This window comes from Mucilaginibacter sp. L3T2-6 (assembly GCF_030519355.1).
Classification (GTDB): Bacteria; Bacteroidota; Bacteroidia; order Sphingobacteriales; family Sphingobacteriaceae; genus Mucilaginibacter.
This window is the reverse complement of the sequence record NZ_JAUMKC010000004.1, coordinates 20,661-43,513: the sequence shown is the minus strand read 5'-3', so window position 1 is coordinate 43,513 and position 22,853 is coordinate 20,661. Positions and strand designations below refer to the sequence as shown.

At 48.4% G+C, this 22,853-nt stretch carries 15 protein-coding genes; all 15 read right to left on the bottom strand.

Annotated features, from left to right (window positions below):
- Positions 1-158: 158 nt before the first annotated feature.
- Genes Q3W13_RS06075 through Q3W13_RS06005 form a run of 15 tightly spaced genes read right to left on the bottom strand, consistent with a single transcriptional unit; the run spans position 159 to position 22,741 of the window.
- Positions 159-1,484 (bottom strand): ATP-binding protein, encoded by a 1,326-nt coding sequence (locus Q3W13_RS06075; protein ID WP_302862136.1) that lies wholly within the window; start codon positions 1,482-1,484, stop codon positions 159-161.
- Between the two features lie 6 nt (positions 1,485-1,490).
- Positions 1,491-2,405 (bottom strand): DUF4157 domain-containing protein, encoded by a 915-nt coding sequence (locus Q3W13_RS06070; protein ID WP_302862135.1) that lies wholly within the window; start codon positions 2,403-2,405, stop codon positions 1,491-1,493.
- 7 nt (positions 2,406-2,412) lie between these two features.
- Entirely contained in the window at positions 2,413-3,396 is a 984-nt protein-coding gene (locus Q3W13_RS06065) for a tetratricopeptide repeat protein (RefSeq protein WP_302862134.1), read from the bottom strand.
- Positions 3,393-6,902 (bottom strand): DUF4157 domain-containing protein, encoded by a 3,510-nt coding sequence (locus tag Q3W13_RS06060; RefSeq protein ID WP_302862132.1) that lies wholly within the window; start codon positions 6,900-6,902, stop codon positions 3,393-3,395. Before Q3W13_RS06060 ends, Q3W13_RS06065 begins: the two co-directional genes overlap by 4 nt.
- Positions 6,899-8,347: a contractile injection system tape measure protein gene (locus tag Q3W13_RS06055; RefSeq protein WP_302862130.1), complete on the bottom strand. Its 1,449-nt coding sequence runs from the start codon at positions 8,345-8,347 to the stop codon at positions 6,899-6,901. Before Q3W13_RS06055 ends, Q3W13_RS06060 begins: the two co-directional genes overlap by 4 nt.
- The gene (locus Q3W13_RS06050) at positions 8,347-12,462 is read right to left on the bottom strand and encodes a PKD domain-containing protein (RefSeq protein ID WP_302862129.1); all 4,116 of its coding nucleotides are present in this window, start codon (positions 12,460-12,462) and stop codon (positions 8,347-8,349) included. Before Q3W13_RS06050 ends, Q3W13_RS06055 begins: the two co-directional genes overlap by 1 nt.
- Before the next feature lie 12 nt (positions 12,463-12,474).
- Positions 12,475-15,186, bottom strand: a complete 2,712-nt coding sequence (locus Q3W13_RS06045) for a hypothetical protein (protein WP_302862128.1) — start codon at positions 15,184-15,186, stop codon at positions 12,475-12,477.
- A complete protein-coding gene (locus Q3W13_RS06040; RefSeq protein ID WP_302862126.1) occupies positions 15,183-18,512 on the bottom strand; it encodes a baseplate J/gp47 family protein in 3,330 nt (1,109 codons plus the stop codon). The genes Q3W13_RS06045 and Q3W13_RS06040 overlap by 4 nt, the downstream gene beginning before the upstream one ends.
- Positions 18,512-18,934, bottom strand: a complete 423-nt coding sequence (locus Q3W13_RS06035; RefSeq protein WP_302862124.1) for a GPW/gp25 family protein — start codon at positions 18,932-18,934, stop codon at positions 18,512-18,514. The genes Q3W13_RS06040 and Q3W13_RS06035 overlap by 1 nt, the downstream gene beginning before the upstream one ends.
- A gap of 4 nt (positions 18,935-18,938) precedes the next feature.
- Complete coding sequence (locus Q3W13_RS06030; RefSeq protein ID WP_302862123.1) at positions 18,939-19,229, bottom strand: PAAR domain-containing protein; 291 nt, start codon at positions 19,227-19,229, stop codon at positions 18,939-18,941.
- 7 nt (positions 19,230-19,236) lie between these two features.
- The gene (gene vgrG, locus Q3W13_RS06025) at positions 19,237-20,988 is read right to left on the bottom strand and encodes a type VI secretion system tip protein VgrG (RefSeq protein ID WP_302862121.1); all 1,752 of its coding nucleotides are present in this window, start codon (positions 20,986-20,988) and stop codon (positions 19,237-19,239) included.
- A gap of 2 nt (positions 20,989-20,990) precedes the next feature.
- Positions 20,991-21,662 (bottom strand): LysM peptidoglycan-binding domain-containing protein, encoded by a 672-nt coding sequence (locus Q3W13_RS06020; protein ID WP_302862119.1) that lies wholly within the window; start codon positions 21,660-21,662, stop codon positions 20,991-20,993.
- Complete coding sequence (locus Q3W13_RS06015) at positions 21,662-21,850, bottom strand: DUF5908 family protein (RefSeq protein WP_302862117.1); 189 nt, start codon at positions 21,848-21,850, stop codon at positions 21,662-21,664. Before Q3W13_RS06015 ends, Q3W13_RS06020 begins: the two co-directional genes overlap by 1 nt.
- A 5-nt stretch (positions 21,851-21,855) precedes the next feature.
- On the bottom strand, positions 21,856-22,305 hold the full coding sequence (locus Q3W13_RS06010; protein WP_302862116.1) for a phage tail protein: 450 nt from the start codon (positions 22,303-22,305) through the stop codon (positions 21,856-21,858).
- A gap of 4 nt (positions 22,306-22,309) precedes the next feature.
- Entirely contained in the window at positions 22,310-22,741 is a 432-nt protein-coding gene (locus tag Q3W13_RS06005) for a phage tail protein (RefSeq protein ID WP_302862115.1), read from the bottom strand.
- Positions 22,742-22,853: the final 112 nt, after the last annotated feature.

Here is a 22,853-nt window from a genome sequence, read left to right as displayed (position 1 = left end):
TTAAAATAAGCAGCGACTTAGTTGACTTTTATGGCCTGTAAGTAAATCTAGGTATTTATTTTCCGGTAAAAAGCGATAATTGGGAATTGTATAGCAAAATGTATAATAAGCTATTTAATTGCACATATACTGCGCAATATTTTACATATCAGTATAATTTACCATACCCGGTTTTCTTTGGTGTACTCGCGTTCAATGCCGGATATAATTAACTCACCGGTTACGTGATCGGCCTTTCCGGCCAAAGCCTGCAGGCAGACATATTGAACTACGTTTAATATACCTGAGCCGCTTAATTCATACCTTCGGGCGATATGTTCAAGGTTAACATCACCATTAAGCCTGGCTTTTTGCGGGAATAGATTTTTCCACATGCGATAGCGTTCGTCGGCATTGGGCATTGGGAAATGAACTACCGATTGAAAGCGGCGCATAAAGGCTTCGTCGATATTGTTTTTAAAATTAGTGGCCAGTATAACCAACCCATCGTGTTGCTCAACGCGTTGCAGAAGGTAAGAAGCTTCCTGGTTGGCATATTTGTCATGCGAGTCCTTTACGTTGGTGCGCTTACCAAACAGGGCATCTGCTTCGTCAAAAAATAAGATCCAGTCCTTATTTTCGGCGCGGGCGAAGAGCTGCGACAGGTTCTTTTCTGTCTCGCCAATGAATTTTGAAACGATCATTGAGAGGTCGATCCGGAAAACGGGCTTATTGGTATACTTGCCGAGCAATGTAGCTGTAAGCGTTTTGCCTGTGCCCGGCGGACCATGAAACAGCGCCCGGTAGCCGGGCTTAAGCTGCCGTTGCATACCCCAATCGTCCATCAACACCTTGTTATAGCTTACCCAGTGCTCCAGCTCGGCAATTTGCCGGCGGGTAGACTGGTTTAGCACCAGGTCGTCCCAAAGCAGTGGGGTTTCCAGATGTTGCGCCGGAAAATGCATGCTTAACCGGGGAATTGCCTGCCTTCCTGTTGTGAGCAATTCTATATACTCGTCGTGCAAAATAATGCGGCCCGATAACATTGGCTCGCCTTCTGTAACATCGCCGAGGCTCAAAATATGATGCCTGCTGAAAACATGTTCATGATGAAACAGGGCCGCAACTTCAAGCGCTTTTTCCAGATCGTTGCCGGCTATGATGAAAGCGGCGGTTTGCCCGGTAGGTAAAAAATTGCGCCCGGTATTGCTGCGAACGCCCCCGATCTTCTGAAAATCGCCCGATTCGGTCATGTAAGGCTGTATTATCTCATCAAAAAAATCAACTTGTAAATGCGGAGCAAGTGCCAGCATCAGCACAATAAGTTCATTAATACCCAGGTTGTATTTTTCAATCAGCGCATCAATGCCTTCTGCCGGTTTTGTTATCCGTGGCGGCAGGTCAGGCAAATAGGCAGACTGTTTACCAAAGGCAAGATCCAGCCTGGCTTTCAGGCACCCTGCTGCATATTGCAGATAGGTTTTTAATTGTACAACATCTACCATAAAACATTATTTTCCGGGGCCGTTCTGCTGTATTACGTGGGTAAGCTCATGAACAAGCAGTGTCATGCCTGATGTGCTCCCGGGGTCGAACTTAGCCGAATTGAAATAAATGTCGGCGCCGTGGGTAAACGCCTGTGCTTTTGACAGGTTGCATAGCTCTACTGCATCCTGGCCCGAGTGTATGCGCACTTTTTCAAAATTGGCATTCATCTGGTGCTCCAGCTGGCTTCGCACCCTGGCCGGCAGCGGTGAACCGCCACCTTTGCTTTCGTTTAGCAGGCGTTCAAATTTGGCGTCACTACTTTCAGGCCTGCCCTCGGTTTTTTCTACACCGCCGCCAGGCTTTTCCTCTTTTTTCTGCGGAGCCGTATCCTCTTTTTCATCCTTAGCCTCCTTCTTTTGTACATCTTTATCCTTTTTGTCCTCGTCGTTTTTTTTCTGCACGTCCTTATCTTTGTCGTCTTTAGCTTCTTTTTGCTGCACTGCTTTCGCATCTTTTTCCTCGTCGGCGCTCTTCTTTTGCACGTCCTTATCCTTGTCGTCCTTCGCCTCCTTTTTCTGCGTATCTTTATCCTTTTTATCTTCTTCGCCTTTTTTTTGCACGTCTTTGTCCTTATCGTCTTTTTGTTCTTTCTTTTGAGTGGCTTTGGGGTCTTTTTCTTTGTCGTCGCCTTTTTTCTGCACCCCCATTTTGCCCATGGTTTGTGCCGACCGTGTAGTTTGTTGCTGCTGGCTTACTACCTGATGCGCTACAGCGTCCGCTTCATTTTCAAGCGCACTATCCTGGTTGCCGTCAATTTTCTTTGCCTGAAAAAAAGCATCGCGGCTGTCTCTCTTCTGTTGACTTTTTCCCAGGAATGGCTGATCGGTTTTTTCGGCCGCGTGCTGTTGAAGCGGGCGGCGTGTTTGGGTCGATTTCATGTTAAAATCAATTTAAGTTTTTCAATAGGTCCAGTTGCCGTTTGGCATGCGCCGCCCACTCTGTACCCCCGTTTTTTATCAGTTCTTCAAATACTTCTGTGGCATCACCGCGTCGTTGCAAATGGCCCAGCGCAATGCCTTTATATAGCTTGGCTTTTGCATTTTCAGTTTTTGTGCCCAGGATATGCTCAAATTGTTGCAAAGCATCGTTCCAGCGGTTAAAGCTCAGGTAAAGCACACCGGCATTAAGCCGCACTTCCTCGTTGTCCGGGTCAAGCCTGATGATCATCTCATATTCCTTCAAGCCGCCGGTTATATCTCCGGTTTGTATCAATGCAACAGCCAGGTGATTGCGCACCGAAGTATCATCCGGCTGTAATCCTAAAAACTGCCTGAAATAGCCAATGGCCATACCATAGTTTTTATTAACAAGGCTGGCCAGCCCTGCCGTTTGCAGTGCCCGGGCATGTTGTGGTTCTGCCGAAAGCACCTGTTGCGCAATCAGCATGGCATCATTTACCTTACCGGCCGACAGATACACCTGGGCTAACCCCAATTGCAGAGCGGCATTGGCCGGCTGCAGCTCAAGTGCCTGCTGCCAGCAATTGGCGGCGCTTTCCATGTCGCCGGCCAGCATGTACAGCTTGGCCAATCCTTCCCACGCTTCAAAATTGCCGGCATGTTTATTTAAGCTCTGTTTATACGCATGCAGCGCTTCTTCGTACCGGCCAAGCAGTACCAGCGTATTGCCCATATTCAGCCAGGCCGAAGCATTACCGGAATCAACCGTTGTCGCCTGCTCAAAATAAGGCAAAGCGTCCGCAAACTGTTGCTGCTGATAATGGAGCATGCCGATATTATTTAACAGGGTAACATTCCGGCTATTCACTTCCAGCGCTTTTAAGTAGGTTTGATGTGCGCCGGCAACGTCCCCACGCAATTGCTGCATGGCTCCCTGGTTTATCAGTTCTGTTAACTCGTCGGTAGTCATAGTATCGCATTTTTAACCTGATCAGCCAGCCCGCCGGCTATCTCAGGAATGTTTATATCCGGATAAGTTACCTGTATGTCATCTGTTGATATATCGAAGGCTTCGCCGTCTTTGTAATGCACCGGGAATGTAACCCTCAGCTGCAGGTCCGGACCATAGCTGAAGGATACCAGGTTATGCCGCCACTCTTTGCTCAGACTGGTGATACCCAGATCAAGCGACGCACGCAGCAGCGCATTTACATCAAACGTAAACTTTGGATGAACTTCTACTTCGCCTGTAGCGGTAAATTCAAAACCTGCCGTGGGCGACCACGACAGATCCACCGAAGCACTTGCTTCGCCTTCCAAACCTAAACCGCCCCTGATTTCAATACCGCCGGTAACACTCGCTGCGGCGATACTAAGGCCGATACCCAGATCGGCATGCAGTTGCAGCCCAGCGTTGGCCGGTATAACAAACTGTGCCCCGCCACTGATGCGTGTCTGGTCCGGATGTGAGGGGTTAAACTGTATCTCGCCAAATACATTGCGCAGCTGGCCAGGGCCTATACCTGCCTCAAAATCGAGGCCGCCGTTAATGGTAGCCACCAAACCGATACTGCGCGGACCCAGTGGTATGGCAAACAACGGAATTTGTATGGTGGGCGCAGTGAACAGGTTTTTATGAATAGACTTGCGCGGGAACACATCCACCGCCGAAGGCAGTTCCAGCCGCCCTACCACCTCAATTTCGCCGATTGGAGTTACGCGCACTGTGGCACTGGCTTGCAGCCATTCTGTTACGCGCAGCGTAAGCGTGCCCGAACCATAGGCAGTAAAATTATCGCCCGCAGGGCCTGATGGTGTGCCATCGGCCCCGATAGCCCGGTTGGTGGCGCCAACGGTAACGTTGCCCGACACCCTGTCGGCGGTGTAAGAAGCGCTGCCTTCAACAGTAATGGCCCCGTCGTCATAGCTGATGGATAGCGAAGTGTTGATGTTGGGTATTTTGGGCACTGCTGTGCCATTAGCCTGTACACGGTAAGTTCCGTCAGCCGTGCGGGTAACCTGTACATTACCATTACCGCTTTGTATGCCGGGTATGTTTTCGTCTAACTGGAATGCCCCGCCGATAGTAAGCTGATCGTTACCATATGTTACGTTTATTGAGGCTTCCTTGATACCCTTCATATCCGGCTCGGCCGAGCCGGAGGCGGTCAGGGTACCTTCGGCATAACCAATATTGATGGTTGCGCTTTTGAGTCCGCGTATTTTACCGGCGCCGATGCGGGCTTCGCCCTCAACCGAAAACTGCTGGTTCATATACCGCGCGGTAATGTTTGAATCGAATACGTTCGGATCGAAATCGAATTTTCCCCTGAGACCAAAGCCCGTACCCGTTGCGCCAATACCCGTCAGCTCGCCTGTGCCAAGGTTTTGTATCTCGAACATAATCTTACCCTCAACACCCAGGCCCCGCTGTGTACTTGCAAAAACACTTACGCTTATATCCTTAACTGTAAATGGCGCCGGGAAATTTCTTACTTCGCCTAAATCAAAGGTTTTTGATATGGAGATATCCTGTCCTTCAACCAAAAGATCGACATTTGCACCCTGCAAAATGGGTATATCGGTAATAATACGCCCTCTTATTACCATTCCTTTTGTATCGTTCAGTTCCATCATATCAATTTCAATAGGGCTCAGTCCTACAAAATTGAGCATGTTCCGTGCTGCCGAGAGCGCCCGGTTGAAAACCAGATTTCCGGTATTAAGCAAGCCTGCAGTTTTGTTATAGGGAATAGTAAGCGAGCGCCCGGCCCTTAAGCTATTGGAATAGGCTTGATTTAGCTGCAGGGTTATCGTACCAAAATTTGCTCCATCAGCTGCATTTGGAATATTAGTCATACCTGTCAGGTCAAGTCCGGGTATCCAGTTATTAACTACCCCGCTAAAACCGATGGGTATTTTGCGGGGCGTACCCGCGTGTTCCGTAACGTAAATGGCCAGTTCCTGCGCGCTGCCCTGTGCGTCGGCAACTTCCTGCGCGGTCATCCCCCGTAGTTGCTGTAAGTGGGTACCTGCCTCAATCTCTGTTTTATTCCAGTACACGGCGCCGTTCCCGGAAAACGCCAGGTTCCAGTTATCAATCTCCTTGAACATGATGATATAGCCGGACCTCAGCTGGTTAAATGCAGGCACGCCGGGTACAGCAGCTGTGGTCAATTCGGTTATCCCTGCCCGCATCCGGGCATACCGCTCATTCTGTATGCCGGTGCCCGAGGTATTGTTGGCTAAAGCATCAGTTAGTTCATAGTTATCCACGCCATCTGCGCCACCCAGCTGCATCTCCAGTATATGGTCAACCTGGTGGCTGTTGGGCGCGCCCAAACGGTTCCACCGCGGGATATACGATTCTTCCTGTATCTGCTCGGTTGTTCCAAATACGGTAAAGCGGCTTTGCCGGGATTTGAGAAAATAGGTTCCCTGCGGCGTACGCTGAACATTTTGAAGAAAAGCAGCGACGCGCGCATTAACAGCGCCTCGCACTGCGTTTTGCCAGTTAGTAACCTGGTTAGTTGGAGGCCGCCCTTCCAGGCTGTGCAGCGGCCAGGTAAACTTGCCTGAATTACGTTGTTTAAAACTTGGCAGAGAAATTTTAGGGATCTTGAAAGTTCGCTCTGTGGGGTCAAACTCGTAATTATTTACTATGTATGGCGGACCGGGCGGCGGCGTAGCGGCCGGCGCCGGGGGTGTAGTGCGCTGAATAGCCGGCACCCGCTGAATACTTTCTCTTTTCCTGATCCCGCCGCCCTGTTGTACAGTATGCGCTAACTCATGCGCCAGCAGGTGCTGACCGCTCTGGCTTTGCGTATCATATTTGCCTGCACCAAAATAAACATCGTTTCCATGAGTAAAGGCCTGGGCCTGCAACTGGTTGCTCAGGCTGACGGCTTCGGCGTCGCGGTGTATTCGTACCTCGTTTAAGTCGGCGCCCATAGCCCCTTCCATATCGCGGCGGATATTGGCAGGCAACGGTTCGCCGCCGCCTCTACGGCTTGCAATGCGCTGCTGCGTCTGTACAGGCACGTCGGGAACAGCCGAATTACTCTTGCGTTTTAACGTATCACCCTCGTTCGGGTCGGCATCGCTTTCAAATATAGGCCTGCGCTGAATGTCTTTGTCGCCTTTTTGCTGTTCCTGTTCCTTTTTCTCGTCTTTAGCCTCCTCCTTTTTCTGCACTGCCGGCGTGGCCGACGCTGCAACAACTGCCGGCTGAGCGGGCTTCGGCTGATTAAGACGTTTAACCACGCGATCCGCCACCTGGTCGGCCTGCTTTTCAAAATGATCGCCCGGCTCATTCACTGTCATTTTACGCCTTACCTGCTGTGACTCAAAAAATGGTTGCTCCTGTTGCTGATCTAAGTCATGCCCGGCCGAAAAGAAACTGGCCTTTTCGTTCACCCCGCCGGCATTTTTTGCCTGCCGGGTATTTGCCGGTGCTGCTTTTTGCGTGTTTGTCATGACCATTCAACATAAAGTATTTTTGGCATCCAGGGTAGCTTTACCACCCCTATGCCCCATGGCAGTGATGCCAATAGTATATCCAGGCTGGTGTTCTCAACTATCAGCCGTGGCATCTCCCCGTTGGTTATCAGTTTGCCGTTCCGGCTTAAAAAGCCTTCACGCAAACCGTCCGGCGACGTGTTTTTCAGCGCCTTCCAATGCTTTATGACTGCACGCAACAGGTTGTCGGCTTCTGTTTGCATTCCTTTTGGCAGTTTTACGCGGCGTTCTATAGGCTTTTCGTCAGGCCATCCGCATAAAAATTTCTCCATTTGCAGGTCGTGCTCAAAAGCCTCAGTTTTACCGGTGGCCATGTAATGCAACAGATGCACCGCCAATTGCCGGGCAGGTTCATCCGCAAAATCATCTTCATGCACCAGCGCGAAGTCTCTAAAAAAATATTCGAGGAAGGGATGCAGGATGATTACACCTGCCTGTTTTACAAACAGACCGTCAACGTCTTTAAGCGCATCTCCTTTACCAGGCGCTTCCACCTGCGGCTCTTCCGTTTTAGTTGGCAAAGTGTTTGTTGCATGTTCTTCAATAGCGTCTGCTAGTAAGGGCAATATATTTTGCCTGTTTATTGTTGTTCCGGTTTCATACTGCTGTCGCAGTAAAGCAGTAAAGCGTTTTAAAATATGGTTAAGCTGAATATCGCTAATAACCTTAAAGTCAATTGCGCAAAGCAGCATAAACAGCGCAATGGCATCAATATCGACCCTGTTAAGCAACGCCTCTAAAGGGCTTTTTTCGCTGTTGCTGAAACCTGCATTGATCATTTTTTTTAATGACAGGCTCTTCCGTCTTAAAAATCCGGCATCGATGTTTAAAATTGTCTGGGTGATCTGCCGGATGAACTCCACGCTAAATTGCGCAAACAACCGCATAAGCGACTGGGGTGATGACGCCAAAAGGTTTAACAATTGGCGGCTTTTACCTGTCCCGGCAGTAATGGCGGGCAGCAACTTATGCAGCCATTGTTGTTCATGGCGCAGCCATTCCGCCTGCGTGCCGATATACCAGGGCAAACTGCCTTTTTGCAGAAAGTAGAGTAATGCTTCCAACGCCAATTCGTCGCTACCTAAACTGAGCGAACGTTGAGTTTCTTCCTCTGGATTATTGCTGATCGCATCGACGATAGTCTCACCAAATCGCTGCAAGGTTTCTCCGGGCAGTTGGCAGGATAATAGTTCCCTGTCTAATGTCCCCAATTCTAACTCCAGCCGCTCAATCAATATATGGCTGTCGTTATCAAGGTTATCCAGCAATTGTTGTAGCTGAGGTAATATATCGCTATCCCAGCAGCGCATTACCTCATCCTGTATGGATTTAGCCATACCGCGCGCCGGTACTTCAATTTGAAGCACCACGCGATGGATGATATGTGCGCCTTGTATCGGCATTATTTAGGCGGATTACTTTTTTTAACCGGCTTCTTTGGCTTTGCTTTGTCACTGGCAGACTTAGCAACAGGCTTGGCAGTCGTGCCGTTATCCCTGGTCAGTTCGGTAATTGCCCCTCTTGCTTTTTGGGCCAGGCTCCCGGCGCTGCTTTCAATGTTTTGCTCCAGATTATCAATGGCATCGCCGGCTGTTTTGCGCAGGTTGGTTAGCATATCGCCCGCGTTTTTAATGATATTGTCAAACCCTTTTATGTTTTGCTCAAAACCGGGTATTAAAATTTGCTTCGTTATTCTTGCTGTGCACTTTTTATCGTTTTTATTTATAGCGCTCAATACAACATTGATAGCACGGCCGCGCGGATAATCTGCCATGTTGAACTGCTGCTCCAGGTTCACGGTTTTTATTGGCTTTCCATCGCCCAGGTCCCACACGAAGGCGAAGTTTTCCGCATGCGCCGTTTTGTTCGCTATCTGCATTACCACGATGCGGTTCTTTGCGTCGGGTTTAAACCTTGGGGCATCCATGGCTGGTGCAGGATGCTCGTGTATTGTTATCTGGCATGTCGCATCTGCCAAACCATTTACTTTGAAGTCTTTAATTGCCTTTTCAAAAGGGCCTTTTGAGGGATCTATTACCCATTGCCCGCTTTGCTTTAATACCGTTGCCGTAGCCGACGTTATGTTGCCCCCTGTGGGCTGAACCGTGGTGAACGGCACATAGCCGCCATCAGAGCATACCTCATCCGCAGCCAGTTTCAAAACCGCCTTTTCAACCGGGAACTCTATTTGCAAGGTACAGCTCTGGGTGTTGCTTATCCCCTGGTTTGTGGCAGTCAACCTAAAGGTCAGCAGGCCATCCGGATGCGTATTCTTTACATCAGCATAAACAAACGACGGCGCAGTTGCAGGGGCCGGCTGAGCAAGGTTAGTCAAAATCCGCCCGTCGCCCAGATCCCAGCTATAAATAAAATTATCGCCTGGCTTTTGGTTGGTGGTCGCCGTGAGTGTTACCGTAAATTGCTGGTCGGTATGACTGAGCAACCCAGCTTTGGGCGTAATCTCAGGGTATTTTATCACAGTTATGGTACAGTCGGTAGGCTGATCATTCAGTGTAAAATTAATCACCTTGCCAAATGAGCCGTCCTTTACTTTCGATGGATCGAAGTAATAGCCATCGGTCTTTTTAACCACGGTACCCTCAAAACCGGCGGCAGGTTTTACCGTCCCGTCTGCCGGATCAGCGGTAAACGGCAATGCCGGATCGTCAGAACTCGCCATGGTTTGCGGCAACTTTAATGAAAGTTTAGCTTTTGGTGTAATAAAGGCGATAGGCGGACAGTCGGAACAGCACAAATATGGCAGGCAAAAATCAGCAATAATGGTGTCAGGCGATATTGCGCTCCCTGAGTTTCCAATGCCATGTCCAAATGAGGGGCCTCTTTTTTCTTTGCTGCCAGTTGCGATGTCAGCCAATTGCTTCGCTATTTTTTCCAGCTTAGCCGGGGTGTAGGATCGCCCGCTTACTTCCGAGTAGTAACGAAGCGCATCTTCGGCTTCCTCTGGCGAAATTACCTCGGCCAGCGCCCTGAGTATGCCTGTATCTGTCATGATATCCAACCTTCCGCTCTCCCTTAATTTTGCAAAAAGCTCATCTAACCTGCTTTTTAAGGTTGACGTATCTTTTGGCGGCGTCTTGGCGGAAGCTCCTGCATATACCAGTACAAAGGTACCTCCGCGGTTTACACCTGCCTTATGTTCTAAACCGGGGTGTTTAGCGGCATACGCAGAAAACGTAAGCTGCTGCAGTATCTTTTGTTTGCGCTGTCCTATTTCTTCCAGCAATACCTGCAGTGCCTCGCCCGAGCAACAGTTTTCTGAAAGCTGCCATAAGGTAAGCTCGTAATCCTCCTCAAAGCCCTTGCGGGTATAGTTGCTTTTTGCAAATATGGCCCGGCTCTGTGCTTGCGCCTTTTTTACCATTGCGCATAGCTCATCCATACGGGAAGTGTAGTTATTGATCGTATCCTGATCTATGTCAACCAGCCTGTCAGGCAGCCACTGGCTGATATCGCGTGTGCCGGCCAGGATACGAATAGGAATATCGACAGCTATGGTTTTTTCATCGTCGGTCAGGCCGCCGGTATCAATGCGCCTGGCCGCTTCATCAGCGTAGTCGGCTATACTGGATACGTTATACTCTTTGCGGATATAATCAAAGGCCGCACCCAAAGCCCCCTCCCCCATCATCAAGTTTTGATCTACTACTTTAGGGCCTGAATACATCATCTTTATCTCAGCCGGCATTATTATATTCTGCTGACCTTCTTTTGCAGATGCTGCGGCCGGACGGGTTCCGGCTTTTTCCGTCTTTGGCGCAGGTGCAGCAGCTTTTGCTTTGAACTCGCGCCCTATCACCTGGTTCATTTCTTCGGTTTTGAAAACGGCGCCTGTTTTAATATCGAAATTGGAAAAGAACCTGCTCATGGCCGCATAAAGGCAGTTTTGTTCTGCTTTAAATGCTTTCAGCACAGCTTCCAGGTCGTCAAACTGGCAAGCGTAATCGTCTATGTTAATATCTGACAGGTCCGCTTCGCCAAGTCGTATTGCCACAACATCAAAGGGCAGGTTAAAATTATCGCGCTGGTTGTTGATCTCTTCCAGGGCGTCGGCATACTTTTTACCGATGTGCCCTTCTATCCTAAAAAAATTGTTACTGTCAATCGAGTAATTCAGTGGATTTAATACCATATCGTTACCATTAGCATAAGCGAAAGCATTGTAACCCGGCACCTGCCTATCAGTACCGCGCTGCCAGCGCCCAAAGCTCCATTTGGCGGCGATGGTTGCCGCATTGCTGTAATAAAAAGGGATAGCGCGGTCTTCCAGCAACCGGTCATAATCGTACGACGGAGTAATTTTGATGTCGCTGCCGCCGTTATTTGGCGCAGAAAAATTCTGCACAAGCAAAAACAGGCGCTCCATTAAACTAACTGCGTTTTTTAATTGCAGTTTATCATCGCCTATAACAGGCGAAGGATAAAAACTATGGCGGTAATTAGCAGGTTTGGCAGTAGCTGCAGCATTAAGGTAGCCCAGCATAATATGTTTCGGAAAAGCATAAATGTCGGGGCAGCACTGGTAAATGATATCAACCAGAATGGCACGCAACTCGTTATAAGCCGCAATCAGATCTTTATAAAAATCATAGAAATACTGCGCTTTATAGGGTGATATGCTTTGCGCAAACGTAGCGTTGAAAGTATTAACAATGGTGGTAATATTCTGGTTTGAATTTTTGTCGAGCGCGAACTTAAACGTGTCATACAAACTCTTTATGGCATTCACCAAAGCCGTTGTGCCGGTTTTGGCCGTATTGATGTAGGCGTTTGTTAACTTATCGGCCGTGGCTATATTAGTACTGGTTAAAAACACCCTTTTAGCGCCCAGTACTGCAAAGTCAATATATTGAGTATAGGCGTTGTAATAATTTTTATAAATGTCATCGGCAATAACCTCGGCATTGGTGCGGTTTATCACCTCGGTCATGTTGGTTGGGGTTAGCAACAGTATTTTAGGTTTGGCCACCTGTTTCTTTCCCTGGTTATCGCAATCAATGGCGGTACAGGCATCAGGGTCTTTGGTGTAATATTCCAGGTACAGCAGGCCCACCATCTGGTCCACGGTATTACCGGCCTGCGCGGCAAAGCTGCTTAACGGCAAGCTGTCTGCCGGCAGGTTCCCGTCGCCATCAGGTACAACCAGTTCCCACAGATTCATTTGCTGGCTGCTGGTTCCCAGCGGATAAAACGGCGGGTATTGTATCTTGCTGTTATCGTACTTTCTAAAATTTTGGTAGGTGGTTTGCTCCAGGTACAACAGGTCGCCATCGGTAGTAACACCGCAGCCTTTATCAACCGTAATGCCATTGGCATCGCCTTTAAACCCAAGGCCGCAAACCAGCCCGACACCTATTAAGCAGGTTCGCGTAAGGCGCTGCTGGTCCTCAAAAAACTCCACAATGTCATTAAGCTGCTTGGCTGTAAGCACCTGGCTGTCCACAAACGAATTATACTCCAGTGTAATATCGTTGAGCTTTATGTTGTTTACTGGTGGCATAGCATTAATGTTTTAAATGTTGTTGGTAGCATCATTTTGCAGCGAGCCTAAACTGCTTTTATTTAATATGATCGGGTTTACGTCAGTCTCGTCGCAAGTACTTAAATGGCCTGCCTGATATACAGTGTACAGCTTTTCAAGCAGATTGATAAAATCGGTATTGATGGTGGCATCCATAGCTGTGTTGTTGCGTACAGATGTATGTTTGGCATCCAGCCATTTTTGGTATTGCTTTTCAAAATCAACCATCTGGTCATGCCCTATAAAACATATCCGGGGCAGCACGTGGGCCGGGGTTTCCATTCGTATCAGCTTTTCGGCATAAATACGAAAAGCGGTATCACGCAGGCGGATACTATAGCCGGGCAATATCACTGATATACGGAATGAATAGGGGTCGAGCGGCTTGCAATACTCACCGTTAGCGTCAATGCAAACCGGCATAAACTGGTGGTGGGTAGCGTCGTCGCCGGTATAATCAAATGGCGGGCGCAGCAATATATTCTCTATTACATACAGGCCTTCCATTTTAAAATCATTGCACAGGTAGCCGATCAGATCGCTGATATACTGTTCAACCTGGGAGCCGTCAATCTCCATATCGTTCAGCGTCAGCAGTGTGCCTTCGGCATTGGCTATATCGTAAATAACCTTGCCGGCAGTAGGGCCTGGTTTTAGGTAATAGTTCTCACGGTCGCAGGCCAGCACGGCAACGCTGCCAAGATCTTCATAGGCATCAATTTCCTTTGTAAAAGTACCGTTGCCTTTAAATATAATATCAGCGCCCTTTAGTATCGTCCAGTTATAGTGCGTAGCATCAGGCTTAAAAACGGCGTAGCTTTCCTGACTCAGTGCCTGCCGTTTGTAATTTGTAAAACCCAGCAGCCGTGATACCCGCTTTTCCATGCCCGATACATTTGTGGCATCCTGATCTGCAGTTTTTTGATTGTACAGATCCATCGCGCTGCCGCGACAGGCGCTCATCTGATCGTATTCTTTTAAAAAGTTTACCTTATGCCTGATGATGCTGCGCTGGTAATCCTCGCCATATACCCGGTACATCAGGAACACATACTCATTAAACTGTTCGGCAAAGCGGGCCAGCAGGTGATCAATAAACTTATTTTTACGTTCAATATAATTGTCGAGCCCCGTCTGTGCCATAACCTCATCAACCATTTGCTGCCATTGCGGCGCCTGGTCAACCAGCTTGCCGGCATCGCGGATGCCGTTCACAACATTGTTAAAATAAGTTTTTCGGACGGTGTCATCAGCACTCAATAACACCTTTACGTTGGCCAGCTGCGAAAAATAATTGGCCAGTACCTGGTCAAAAAACAAAAGATATCCTTTTAGCTGCAGGGCCAGCGCCTGGCGTTCTTCGCCTGCTGTTTCCGGTAGCCCTGCGGGCGATATGCCATAATTTTCGGGGAACTGGTTTTGCAGCGTTTCGTAATGCGCTATGTCGCGAAAATCGCCTTCAGGAATTGGGAGATCTTCAATCAGTTTGTTTTCGATACCGCTTTTTTGCTCATCACGCAATTGCTGCAAATAACCGTCGGCCAGGTCCTGCTTTAGCGGCATGGGTATCACATCCTTATAAAAAGTAAATGACGAATTGTCTTCGCACAGCACCGGCTTACAGCCCGGTGCAACGCAAAGCAGCCACGCGTTGGAATTGTAAACCTGCGATGCCACATCAGCCGGAGTAGCAGTACAGCCGCAAAAGGCGAATGCTATTTTCTTTACCAGTTTAACGCCATCAATGTTCATCACAATACGGTACAGGTCGGATAACCGTACCTCGGTACGCAATTGTGACGCGGCCAGCTCATCGGCAACCACAAAACCCTGTTTAGCAAACGGAACAGGCAGGTCAATACCCTGTAGTCCGGCGAAATCAAAAACCGGCCCTTCAAAAATCTCATCGGCGGGGATACCCTTTTCCAGCATTTCCTTTAGCGAGTAAAAATGAATTTCCGGGTTAAGATATTGCTCTATTTTAAACATTATCTCCGCCCAAACCTGCTCAGGATTGGCCTCTGCCTTTAGCTCAATTTCGGCGCATATTACAATCTCTTGTTTGTCAACCGCCTTTATTTGATCAAGATCTTCGCAAAGGTTACGGAAGTAATGATAAACGGACCTCACCTGTTTAATAATGCCGTTCTGTTTGGCCAGTATCGCACCGGCATCGCCGTTCAGTTCCGGAAATTCTTCAAAATCAATCAGAATATTATTTATACCCTGCAGGGCAAATTCAATTTCCTTGTCGCTTTCAATTACCTCAGCCGGTTGCTTGTAATGCAGCAGCGGCGTACCGTCGGGTTGCTTGTAGTTGGCAACAACGCTGTGTGCCGATTTGGTTATCCAGGCGTTGCGTACACCGTCTATGCGCACAAATAACTGGCGGTAATCATCGGCCGTAACCGGATAAGACGGCAATATCTTTAATGCCGACAGAAACTGCCGGTGCATATTCTGATCGTTATTTTCCTCTGCCGCCAGTATGTTTTCAATGGGCAGGGTAACGCGGTAGTTCAGATCGGTAAGGGCATAACACAGCATTTCCAGGATGGTAACGCCCGGATCGTGCACGTTGTAATCAGTCCAGATGGCGCTGGCCAGGTTGCGGATGTGCTGCATGCCTTCCGCCCGTAGCAAGCTGTACTCCGGCCCAAGGCCCGCGTCAATCTGTTTCGGTAGGGTTAACTCGTTAATCATGGGCAAACGGGTATGGCTGTCGTATCAATAATGTGTTGTTTGGCCGAAACCAGGATGGCCTTTGAATTGGTAGCCTGCAAAACGTCGGGGTCGGCAGGCGAACCGGTGAAATACATCCTAAAGTTGGCTATATAATCAACATAAGGCAATTCTTCAATAAAGCGTATCACTACGCTTTTATAAAGCGTTCCGCCAAAATCTATTTCTGCGTCCTGGTTAAAGGCCCAGGGCGAGAGGTAGCTTATCACATCTTCGTTCAGTTTTTTTGCGTAAAGGTTTTTATCCAGGCCACCATAAAATTTCACGCCGAAATCAAGGGTTATTTCCTGATATTCCGGGTTAATCACCTTTAAGTCTACATGCAGGTTTGCCAACGCCGAAAGGTATTTTTCAATCTCGCTTAGGGTATTGGTGCTTACCATGGGTTTAAAAGGGTCGAAAATATTCTTATTATGAATGTCTGGTATCACTACCACGCGCACGCTGCCGGGAGAAACCTCGCAATAATTAGTCTGGTCGGAATATGTGTGATTAAGGCATTTTACGCGGTAAACCTGGGGAAAGTATGATAGCACCAGGTGCTCGTAATCCCAAATATTAACCGGTCTGTGTTTATGGCGCAGGCGCTCGCTTACGCGGATGCGGAAAGCATTATCTTCTTCGGGCAATGCACCTCCAAAGGATGCGTAGGGCTGCGAAACCGATTTTATCTGGGGTAGCCGGCTAACCAGTTTGGCGATGGTACCCGGAGCAATGCCATCCGCAAGGTGCGAAAGCTCGTTGTCATTATCGGCAAACTGCGCCAGCGCAGCCTGGGTATTTATGCTGATGAATTTGCAGGTAGAATTAATATTTACCGATGCCGGTAATTCTACTGCCAGCCATGTTAAATTATTGTCGAGGAAAGTGTTGGCCGTTGAAGCGCCCTGCGGTATCATAATCTGAATAATACCGGGACGCAAAAAATTATTGGTATCATCGCTTACTATGTCCGTTTTATCCATCGTCAGCCATTCATTGCCCGACAGGAAGTACCACGCCGGTTTTATAGCAGATGAGAATGAAGGGGCCGTTGGATCTTCACTTCCTTCAGCTACCTGGAACAATATACTTACTATCGAGCCATTGACTATACCGGCTATACCGATATATAGCGCTGCCAATGCAGGCGACTGGGGCATTACTGATATGCTTTTGCCGATAAGCCCATCCAGCTGGCTTTTCAGGAACGGGTGCTGTTCTTTTTGCCCGAAAGGGGTTTCATGGAAAAACTGCACTTCACGCTGTAAATAATCCCCCAACAATACATCTGGGGCTGTTGAAAGGTTGTTCACATCATTACCTGCCGAGGCTGTATAGTCAACTGTGAGTGCTGATATCTGCGGTGTATAAGGTTCATTAGGTAACAAAGCAGCGTCGCCGCTTTTTGACAGCGCCGCTGCGTACAGTTTCGGATAAGCGCTGTGCAAAAAATCGCGGGTAAGCGTGATGCGTATAAAATTATCTTTGGCGCCTGCCGAAAATGTGCCTGTTTGTGTTTGCAGGCCCGAGCCGAAACTGATAAAACCAGGGAAGCCAAGCACCTGGTACGCCGTGCCTTCACTGTATTGCGTCATCATGGCCTTTTCGTTCTGGCCCTGCTGGTAGGAGCCCGAATTACCACCCGTGTAATTATAAGATGTTGTGGTGAAGTAAGTTATTAAGTTAGCAAACAGTAAGGGATCATTACTGGCCTGGCTCACGCCGTCAGGCTCAATGGTAATGGCGCCGCTAAATAATTTAATTTCTTTATCTGCGCTGTCATCGGGATACCATTTACCATCGCGCAGATAAGTCACATCAGCCGTAAAATCGTCAGACGATGTAATAACCTGTCCGCCCCCTGTACTCGCGTTGCTTTCATTGTCTGCGGTAATATCATATTTGGCAGCGCTAAATGCTTTTTCGAGATAATCTTTACGATAAGCGGTGTAATAGTCAGTCAGATCGTCCGGAACGTTCTTCCATGAGATATTGGGAGTAATTTTGGTCCAGTGTTTCTGGAATATCTCGGTACTGCCGATGTACAGGTTTGAACCGTTGCGCGGCTGCGCCCCAAATGCTGCGAATGGTTTAGAAGGGTCAACCGGGCCGTTGTCATTTTCAACCACCAGATTTTTCATCCCGGTAACGGCTACATCAATACCGATTTTTGATAAACCTGCCGATGCCATTTGAACATATAAGTCGTATGCGGCACCCTGAGCTTTAACCAATAAGCGCATTACAGGCAGACCCGTGTTATAATTTTCCTTATGGATAGCTTTGTTATAGGGTACTATCGCCTTCTCTTTAGGTGGGATCACTACCTTAATTGTTAACTGATAGGGTGCTGCGGCAGTTTGCTGAAAGGCATCGGCGCCGGCAAAACTTGCCTGCAACCAGTCTTTTTCAGAAGTCAGGAACACCTTAAACATTCCGGGCATATCGGCTACCGGCAAGGTTCCGGGCGAGGTATCAAAGGTAAGCGTAAGTGTGATGGCGCGTTCCCCTTCGCTCAGCAACAGCACTTTGGAAGCCACGGCAAAACCCATGGTAGCCGCCGGCCAACCATCATTGCCAAAGGCATTCCATTTTGGCGGATCGTCCTTTATAGGCGTACCCAGTCCATCCAGCGAGTTTGTAACATCGGCATAAGCAAGCTTATTGGCAGATGCCGAACGATAAAAGCTTTTCAGGGCTGCTATGCTGGCTTTATTTATGGCCAATTCACTTTCGGTAGCAAAGGCAAGCGGCCTGGGTTTGGCACTTTTGTCTTTCCCCGCGTCCAGCAAACTGCCTCCCTCCAGCAGATAGCCGCTCAGGTTTTTGGCCAGTTCAAAAATTACATGCACTTTATCTGGTACCTCGGGCCTGTTACGCAATTGCAACACCTGCTTATAATAAAAGTCCAGGTGGCGCCCGGTAAGCTCGTTTAACGAGTCGGCAGAATGTTGCAACAGCAGCACAAAACACATAAACAGGGCCAGGTGCGGCTCAATGTCAGATTTTATACCCGCGTCGGCAAATCCCTGCCGGGCATTCTTTATTTTGTCTTCCGCCTGTTTTACGAATGTGTCCAGTTCACCGGCGTCTTCAATAAAAAACGACGACCAGTCGCCCTGGGGATGGTTGCTATCGGCTACTGAAAAATAATTGACCTTTTTGGCATAAGCCGCGGCAAACTGCAGCCAATCGCGCAACCCAAGCTCTTCAATGGGCGCGCTGGCGGGATCCAGCGCCTTTAAAAAGCGCTGCGACTGGCTTGCGCCATCACGTTGTAGCGGATTTTTTTCGTTACAGGCCATTATTTAGCGGTCATGATATTATTTGCCTCGTTAATATAAAAAGGGAATACATAGTTATAGCGCGAATTGGTGGTACGGATGGTATAATCCAGCTTTATCATCAAAACACCTTCGTATTCCATGCTGCTATCAATTTCAGTACTGTTAAGGGTTATCCGCGGTTCAAAATATAACACAGCAGTTTCTATCATATCCTTCAGGTAAGTTTTAAGGGTGAGATTCATTGCCTCAAAAACCATGTTCTGCATGTCGCAGCCGTATGTGGGCTGCATAATACGCTCGCCCAGCCGGGTGGTGAACAAAATCTCCAGGCTGCTTTCAATATCGGCCTCGCCGGTAAGCATTTCTACCTTTTTTGCCGATTTATCAAAACGCGGCGGGAAACTCCAGCCACTGCCCACAAATGGTATTTTTTGTTCCATACTCTTAACCTCCAATAATTACCGTAGCACACCCGGCTACAATACTGCCGCCGTGCGCCGTGCTATCGCCCATACGGGCTGCGGGTTTACCGCCAATCATTACCGTTGCCGACCCCGCCACAATACTGTCGGGCGGGCCGGTACAGGTGCACATATCGCCCACACAAACGGCCGGCATACCGCCAATAAGCACCGTTGGTACTCCCGGCCCGATTACCGGACCGCCAACGTGAGGCACTGTGCCGTTAACCATCGGGCAGATATGCATGTCTGTAAGCCGGGCTGCTGCTCCCATAATTTTGTTAATTTATCTGTACTATCGCCCCCCTTAAAGTTGCCGAACCACTTGACTTTACTTCGAGGCTGCCCGTGCCCTCTACCGATGCTGATGCATTAGCTTTCAGGCTGACGTTCATGCCCTCCACGCTAAAATCCTGCTGAGCCTTTAAAGTGAGTGTTCCTTTTGTTTCGATGGTGATCCCGCTGCTATCCATGGTGATGGAATTATTGTTTTCATCCTGCATCTTTATTACTCCAGCGTTTTCATCAACAGCAAACTTTTTACCTGCGGGCGTTTCAAGCGTTACTGATTTTTTGTCGTCATCAAAAATCAGCTTCATTTTGCTTCGGGTAACAAAACCTTTCTGATTGTTATCGTCGGCCGCGGTTAAAGGGGCTGATTTTGCGCTGCTGTTAAGCATACCTAAAACAACTGCCTTACGGGGGTCAGCATTTAAAAAACCAACCACAACCTCATCGCCTATTTCAGGCAGGAAAAAACTGCCCCGCTGGTCGCCCGCGTCAAGGGTGGCCACACGCGCCCAGGTGCCCTGCTCGTCCGGATCAATAACCGGCATGCGCACCAATATGCGGCATTCACCGTCGGGGTCATTCTCCAACTGGGTAACAATGCCGATCTGCAAGCCGGGAACTGCCTGTATCAACGCTGACGCCGGTTTAACACTGGTTTCATATTTTTCAGTAAACCAGTTGGGGTCAAGACCGAATTGTACGTCCAGTTGCCAGTCGCCATGGGCTATGTGGTGCTGTATATGCGCAACAAAAGCATTCCCATTAATGCGGTCGCTAAGGTTATTCAGCTTTATAATGTTGCCAGGCTTTACATTATGTATACCCTGAAAACGCACGCGTCCCTTTACTTTGGAGAATACCTGTTTCAATTTTAGCGCATCGGTCCAGGCCTGCAGTTCGGTTTGCAGCAAGCCGCCGCCGTGATTCAAATACAGGCTGCTTTCGTTAAATACCCCCGCCAGGTCATCGGCGGACAGGTTGCCGTTGAGCGTGCCAGAAGGCGGAGCAGCATCCACACTATCAATTTCCTGCGATGAGGCATTCCAGGTACGGCCGGTTATCGATGGATATTGCAGGCGCGAATCTATCTCTGCATCCAATTCCAATATAGTAGCCCCAAAAGACAGTTCGACAACAGGCTCTGATGATGCATCAGGAGCGCTAATACTCAGCGTGCCATCGTCGGTAAAAACCAACATACCATTTAATTCAGCCCGGGCTACTATAAAGTCCCAGTCGGTGGCTTCGTATTGTACCAGGTCGCTGGATGTGATAGTCATATCGGCAATGTCGGTTTGCAGGCCGCTGTATTGTCCGGCTATCTGGGTTATGGCATCGCTGTCTTTTATATTCTCGCCAAAGTATTTGTTGCGGCGGGCCAGGGTCATGGCTATTGCTTTGTCGCGGCATTCAACCACCAGTTGCGAGCCGCTGCCGCGCAGTTTTAAATTGTGCTTGATAATGACCCCCTTAAACAGGGTGTATACATCCGATTGATAGCCACACAATATTTCAATATTTTTCCCGGGGATAAAAAGCGCATCATTACTTGCTGCAAACTGCTGTCCGGCGGCGTCGCCGTCAATAATTATAAATTTGGCAGAAGCTATGCGGTTAACTCCCTTATCAATCACCAACCCTTCCACCTGCAAAGTACGCGGAATCTCCGTGCCCTCAATTTTAATCACTGGGGTAACCACGGTAGCCGGGCGGGTGGTTTCTATGGTTCTGCTGTCGGGCATGTTTATTTGGCAATAGGTGGGAAATTAATTTTTGAGCCGGTTTTGAGGTAGCGGAAATCGTTCAGATTGTTGGCACGCGCCACCTCGATGTAATATTTTGAATCGCCATATATTTTATAACAGAGCAAGGGCAAAGTATCGCCTTCATTAACAATGCGTACACGGGTAAGGTCCGGCGACTGGGCATTCTCCTGTGCTACTCTTTTTTTGTCTTCCACCGAACCCATAAAAGCGGCTTTCACCACCGCCCGTAAGGGAGCACCCTGGCTGTTAAACAGTTTGTAGCTGATCTCCATACCTGTTAGCACTCCGTCAAACTTCAGCGTGCCCCAATATATACTTACCATGCGCGGGCGATGGCTTTCGCCCTTGTACTCAATAATGAGCTTTTGCAGGTTATCGATATCCTCATCCACCCCCATTTCGCCGGCGGTTGCGCCATTCACTACCCCCGTCCGATCAAACATCAGCTCAAAATCCATCTTCTGCGGGTCAATCCTGGTAAATTTGGGCAACTTGCCCGAAGTACCCTGCGCCTGCTGATCGTCATACTTAATTTCGATCTTCTGACTGTAGCTTTCCGGGTTGATCTGTACCATCATAGAGCCTTCTTCCGTCTTGTTCTGCGGATCGGAATAAGCTACTATCTTCATTTTTGATACATTATCAGGCATTACCGTTCGTTTTTATTTTTTAATATTTCCAGGATCTGCTCCACACATTCAGCCACTATCTCCTCTTTAGAAGCGCCCCCCCCTCCACCGCTGGTTTGCTGCCCTGCCGCGCCTTGCGGCCGGTTCTGGCCTGAAGCGCTTTCACCAACGCTTACACGAATAACTAGTTCTTTGATCTCTATAGGCATAAGTATCAGGTTTGCAGGGTATAGTATTGGTATTGAAGTTCAAAGGTTTCAATAGCTATGCTGTTCTGTTCGGCATTCAGATCGCTCAGGCTCCATTTTTTTGGCCAGGCCTGCACCACGTTCCAGGTCAGCAACGGCTCATGGTCGGCATTCAGCAGACTAACAGTAAGGTCTTTAGGTTCGATAATAAAATTATTGAACACATTATTACACCAGTTAACCAGCAGCTGCGATTTGGTTATGAGGCCGCGTTTAAGCACCAACGCGGGGAACTTAGCCCTGACCGGTAAGGCATACTCGAACCTGTTTTCGCCGCCTTCCTTTTTGGCTTCGGTTTCCATTTCCATAGACAGGCCCGAAACGTTTTGAAAGCGGCTGTCGATATTCTCATCGCCAATGCCGGAAAACGTAACTTTAAAATGAAAGCCTACAGGTGGATAGCTTGCATCAGCCATTTACTTAACCGTTTTTAATGGTTAAACCTTCGTGTGCCACCTCCAGCGTTTCAATTGCAGCCTCGTTGGCATCGGCCTTAAGATCCGCCGACTGTATCTTTACCGGGAAGGCGTTCTTAACCGACCAGGTAACAACCGGCTGATGCTCCTCATTCAGCAGGTTAATAGTAAGGTCGCGCCGTTCAATAGTGTTCAGTTTAACGGTGTTCATCCAGTCATAAAATTCGTTGTCGTTGGCAAAGGTGCCGCGCTTTAAGGTGATGTTTCCAAACTTGCGCATCCCCGGCATCTTTACTTTATTGTATTCCTTGCTGCTGCCTTCACGGTACTCTATCACTTCAGTTTCAATTTGCAAACCGGTTACTTCAGTAAAACCGATGTGCGTGCCACCCCAGTCAACCTGGAAATGGAATTTGGGTAGAGGATAATTTGCCATTGTGTGTGTTTTAAGTCCAAAGCAAAAAGCTGAAAGCCCAAAGCCCGGAATGGTTAATTATTTATTATTTTTTGTTCATTTACTCCAGGCGTTTACCCGGACTTTGCTTTAT

What these genes read in the sequence shown, in the direction of transcription:
- Q3W13_RS06075 (WP_302862136.1), bottom strand. Translation starts at nt 1,484, where the DNA reads ATGGTAGATGTTGTACAATTAAAAACCTATCTGCAATATGCAGCAGGG.
- Q3W13_RS06070 (WP_302862135.1), bottom strand. Translation starts at nt 2,405, where the DNA reads ATGAAATCGACCCAAACACGCCGCCCGCTTCAACAGCACGCGGCCGAA.
- Q3W13_RS06065 (WP_302862134.1), bottom strand. Translation starts at nt 3,396, where the DNA reads ATGACTACCGACGAGTTAACAGAACTGATAAACCAGGGAGCCATGCAG.
- Q3W13_RS06060 (WP_302862132.1), bottom strand. Translation starts at nt 6,902, where the DNA reads ATGACAAACACGCAAAAAGCAGCACCGGCAAATACCCGGCAGGCAAAA.
- Q3W13_RS06055 (WP_302862130.1), bottom strand. Translation starts at nt 8,347, where the DNA reads ATGCCGATACAAGGCGCACATATCATCCATCGCGTGGTGCTTCAAATT.
- Q3W13_RS06050 (WP_302862129.1), bottom strand. Translation starts at nt 12,462, where the DNA reads ATGCCACCAGTAAACAACATAAAGCTCAACGATATTACACTGGAGTAT.
- Q3W13_RS06045 (WP_302862128.1), bottom strand. Translation starts at nt 15,186, where the DNA reads ATGATTAACGAGTTAACCCTACCGAAACAGATTGACGCGGGCCTTGGG.
- Q3W13_RS06040 (WP_302862126.1), bottom strand. Translation starts at nt 18,512, where the DNA reads ATGGCCTGTAACGAAAAAAATCCGCTACAACGTGATGGCGCAAGCCAG.
- Q3W13_RS06035 (WP_302862124.1), bottom strand. Translation starts at nt 18,934, where the DNA reads ATGGAACAAAAAATACCATTTGTGGGCAGTGGCTGGAGTTTCCCGCCG.
- Q3W13_RS06030 (WP_302862123.1), bottom strand. Translation starts at nt 19,229, where the DNA reads ATGGGAGCAGCAGCCCGGCTTACAGACATGCATATCTGCCCGATGGTT.
- vgrG (WP_302862121.1), bottom strand. Translation starts at nt 20,988, where the DNA reads ATGCCCGACAGCAGAACCATAGAAACCACCCGCCCGGCTACCGTGGTT.
- Q3W13_RS06020 (WP_302862119.1), bottom strand. Translation starts at nt 21,662, where the DNA reads ATGCCTGATAATGTATCAAAAATGAAGATAGTAGCTTATTCCGATCCG.
- Q3W13_RS06015 (WP_302862117.1), bottom strand. Translation starts at nt 21,850, where the DNA reads ATGCCTATAGAGATCAAAGAACTAGTTATTCGTGTAAGCGTTGGTGAA.
- Q3W13_RS06010 (WP_302862116.1), bottom strand. Translation starts at nt 22,305, where the DNA reads ATGGCTGATGCAAGCTATCCACCTGTAGGCTTTCATTTTAAAGTTACG.
- Q3W13_RS06005 (WP_302862115.1), bottom strand. Translation starts at nt 22,741, where the DNA reads ATGGCAAATTATCCTCTACCCAAATTCCATTTCCAGGTTGACTGGGGT.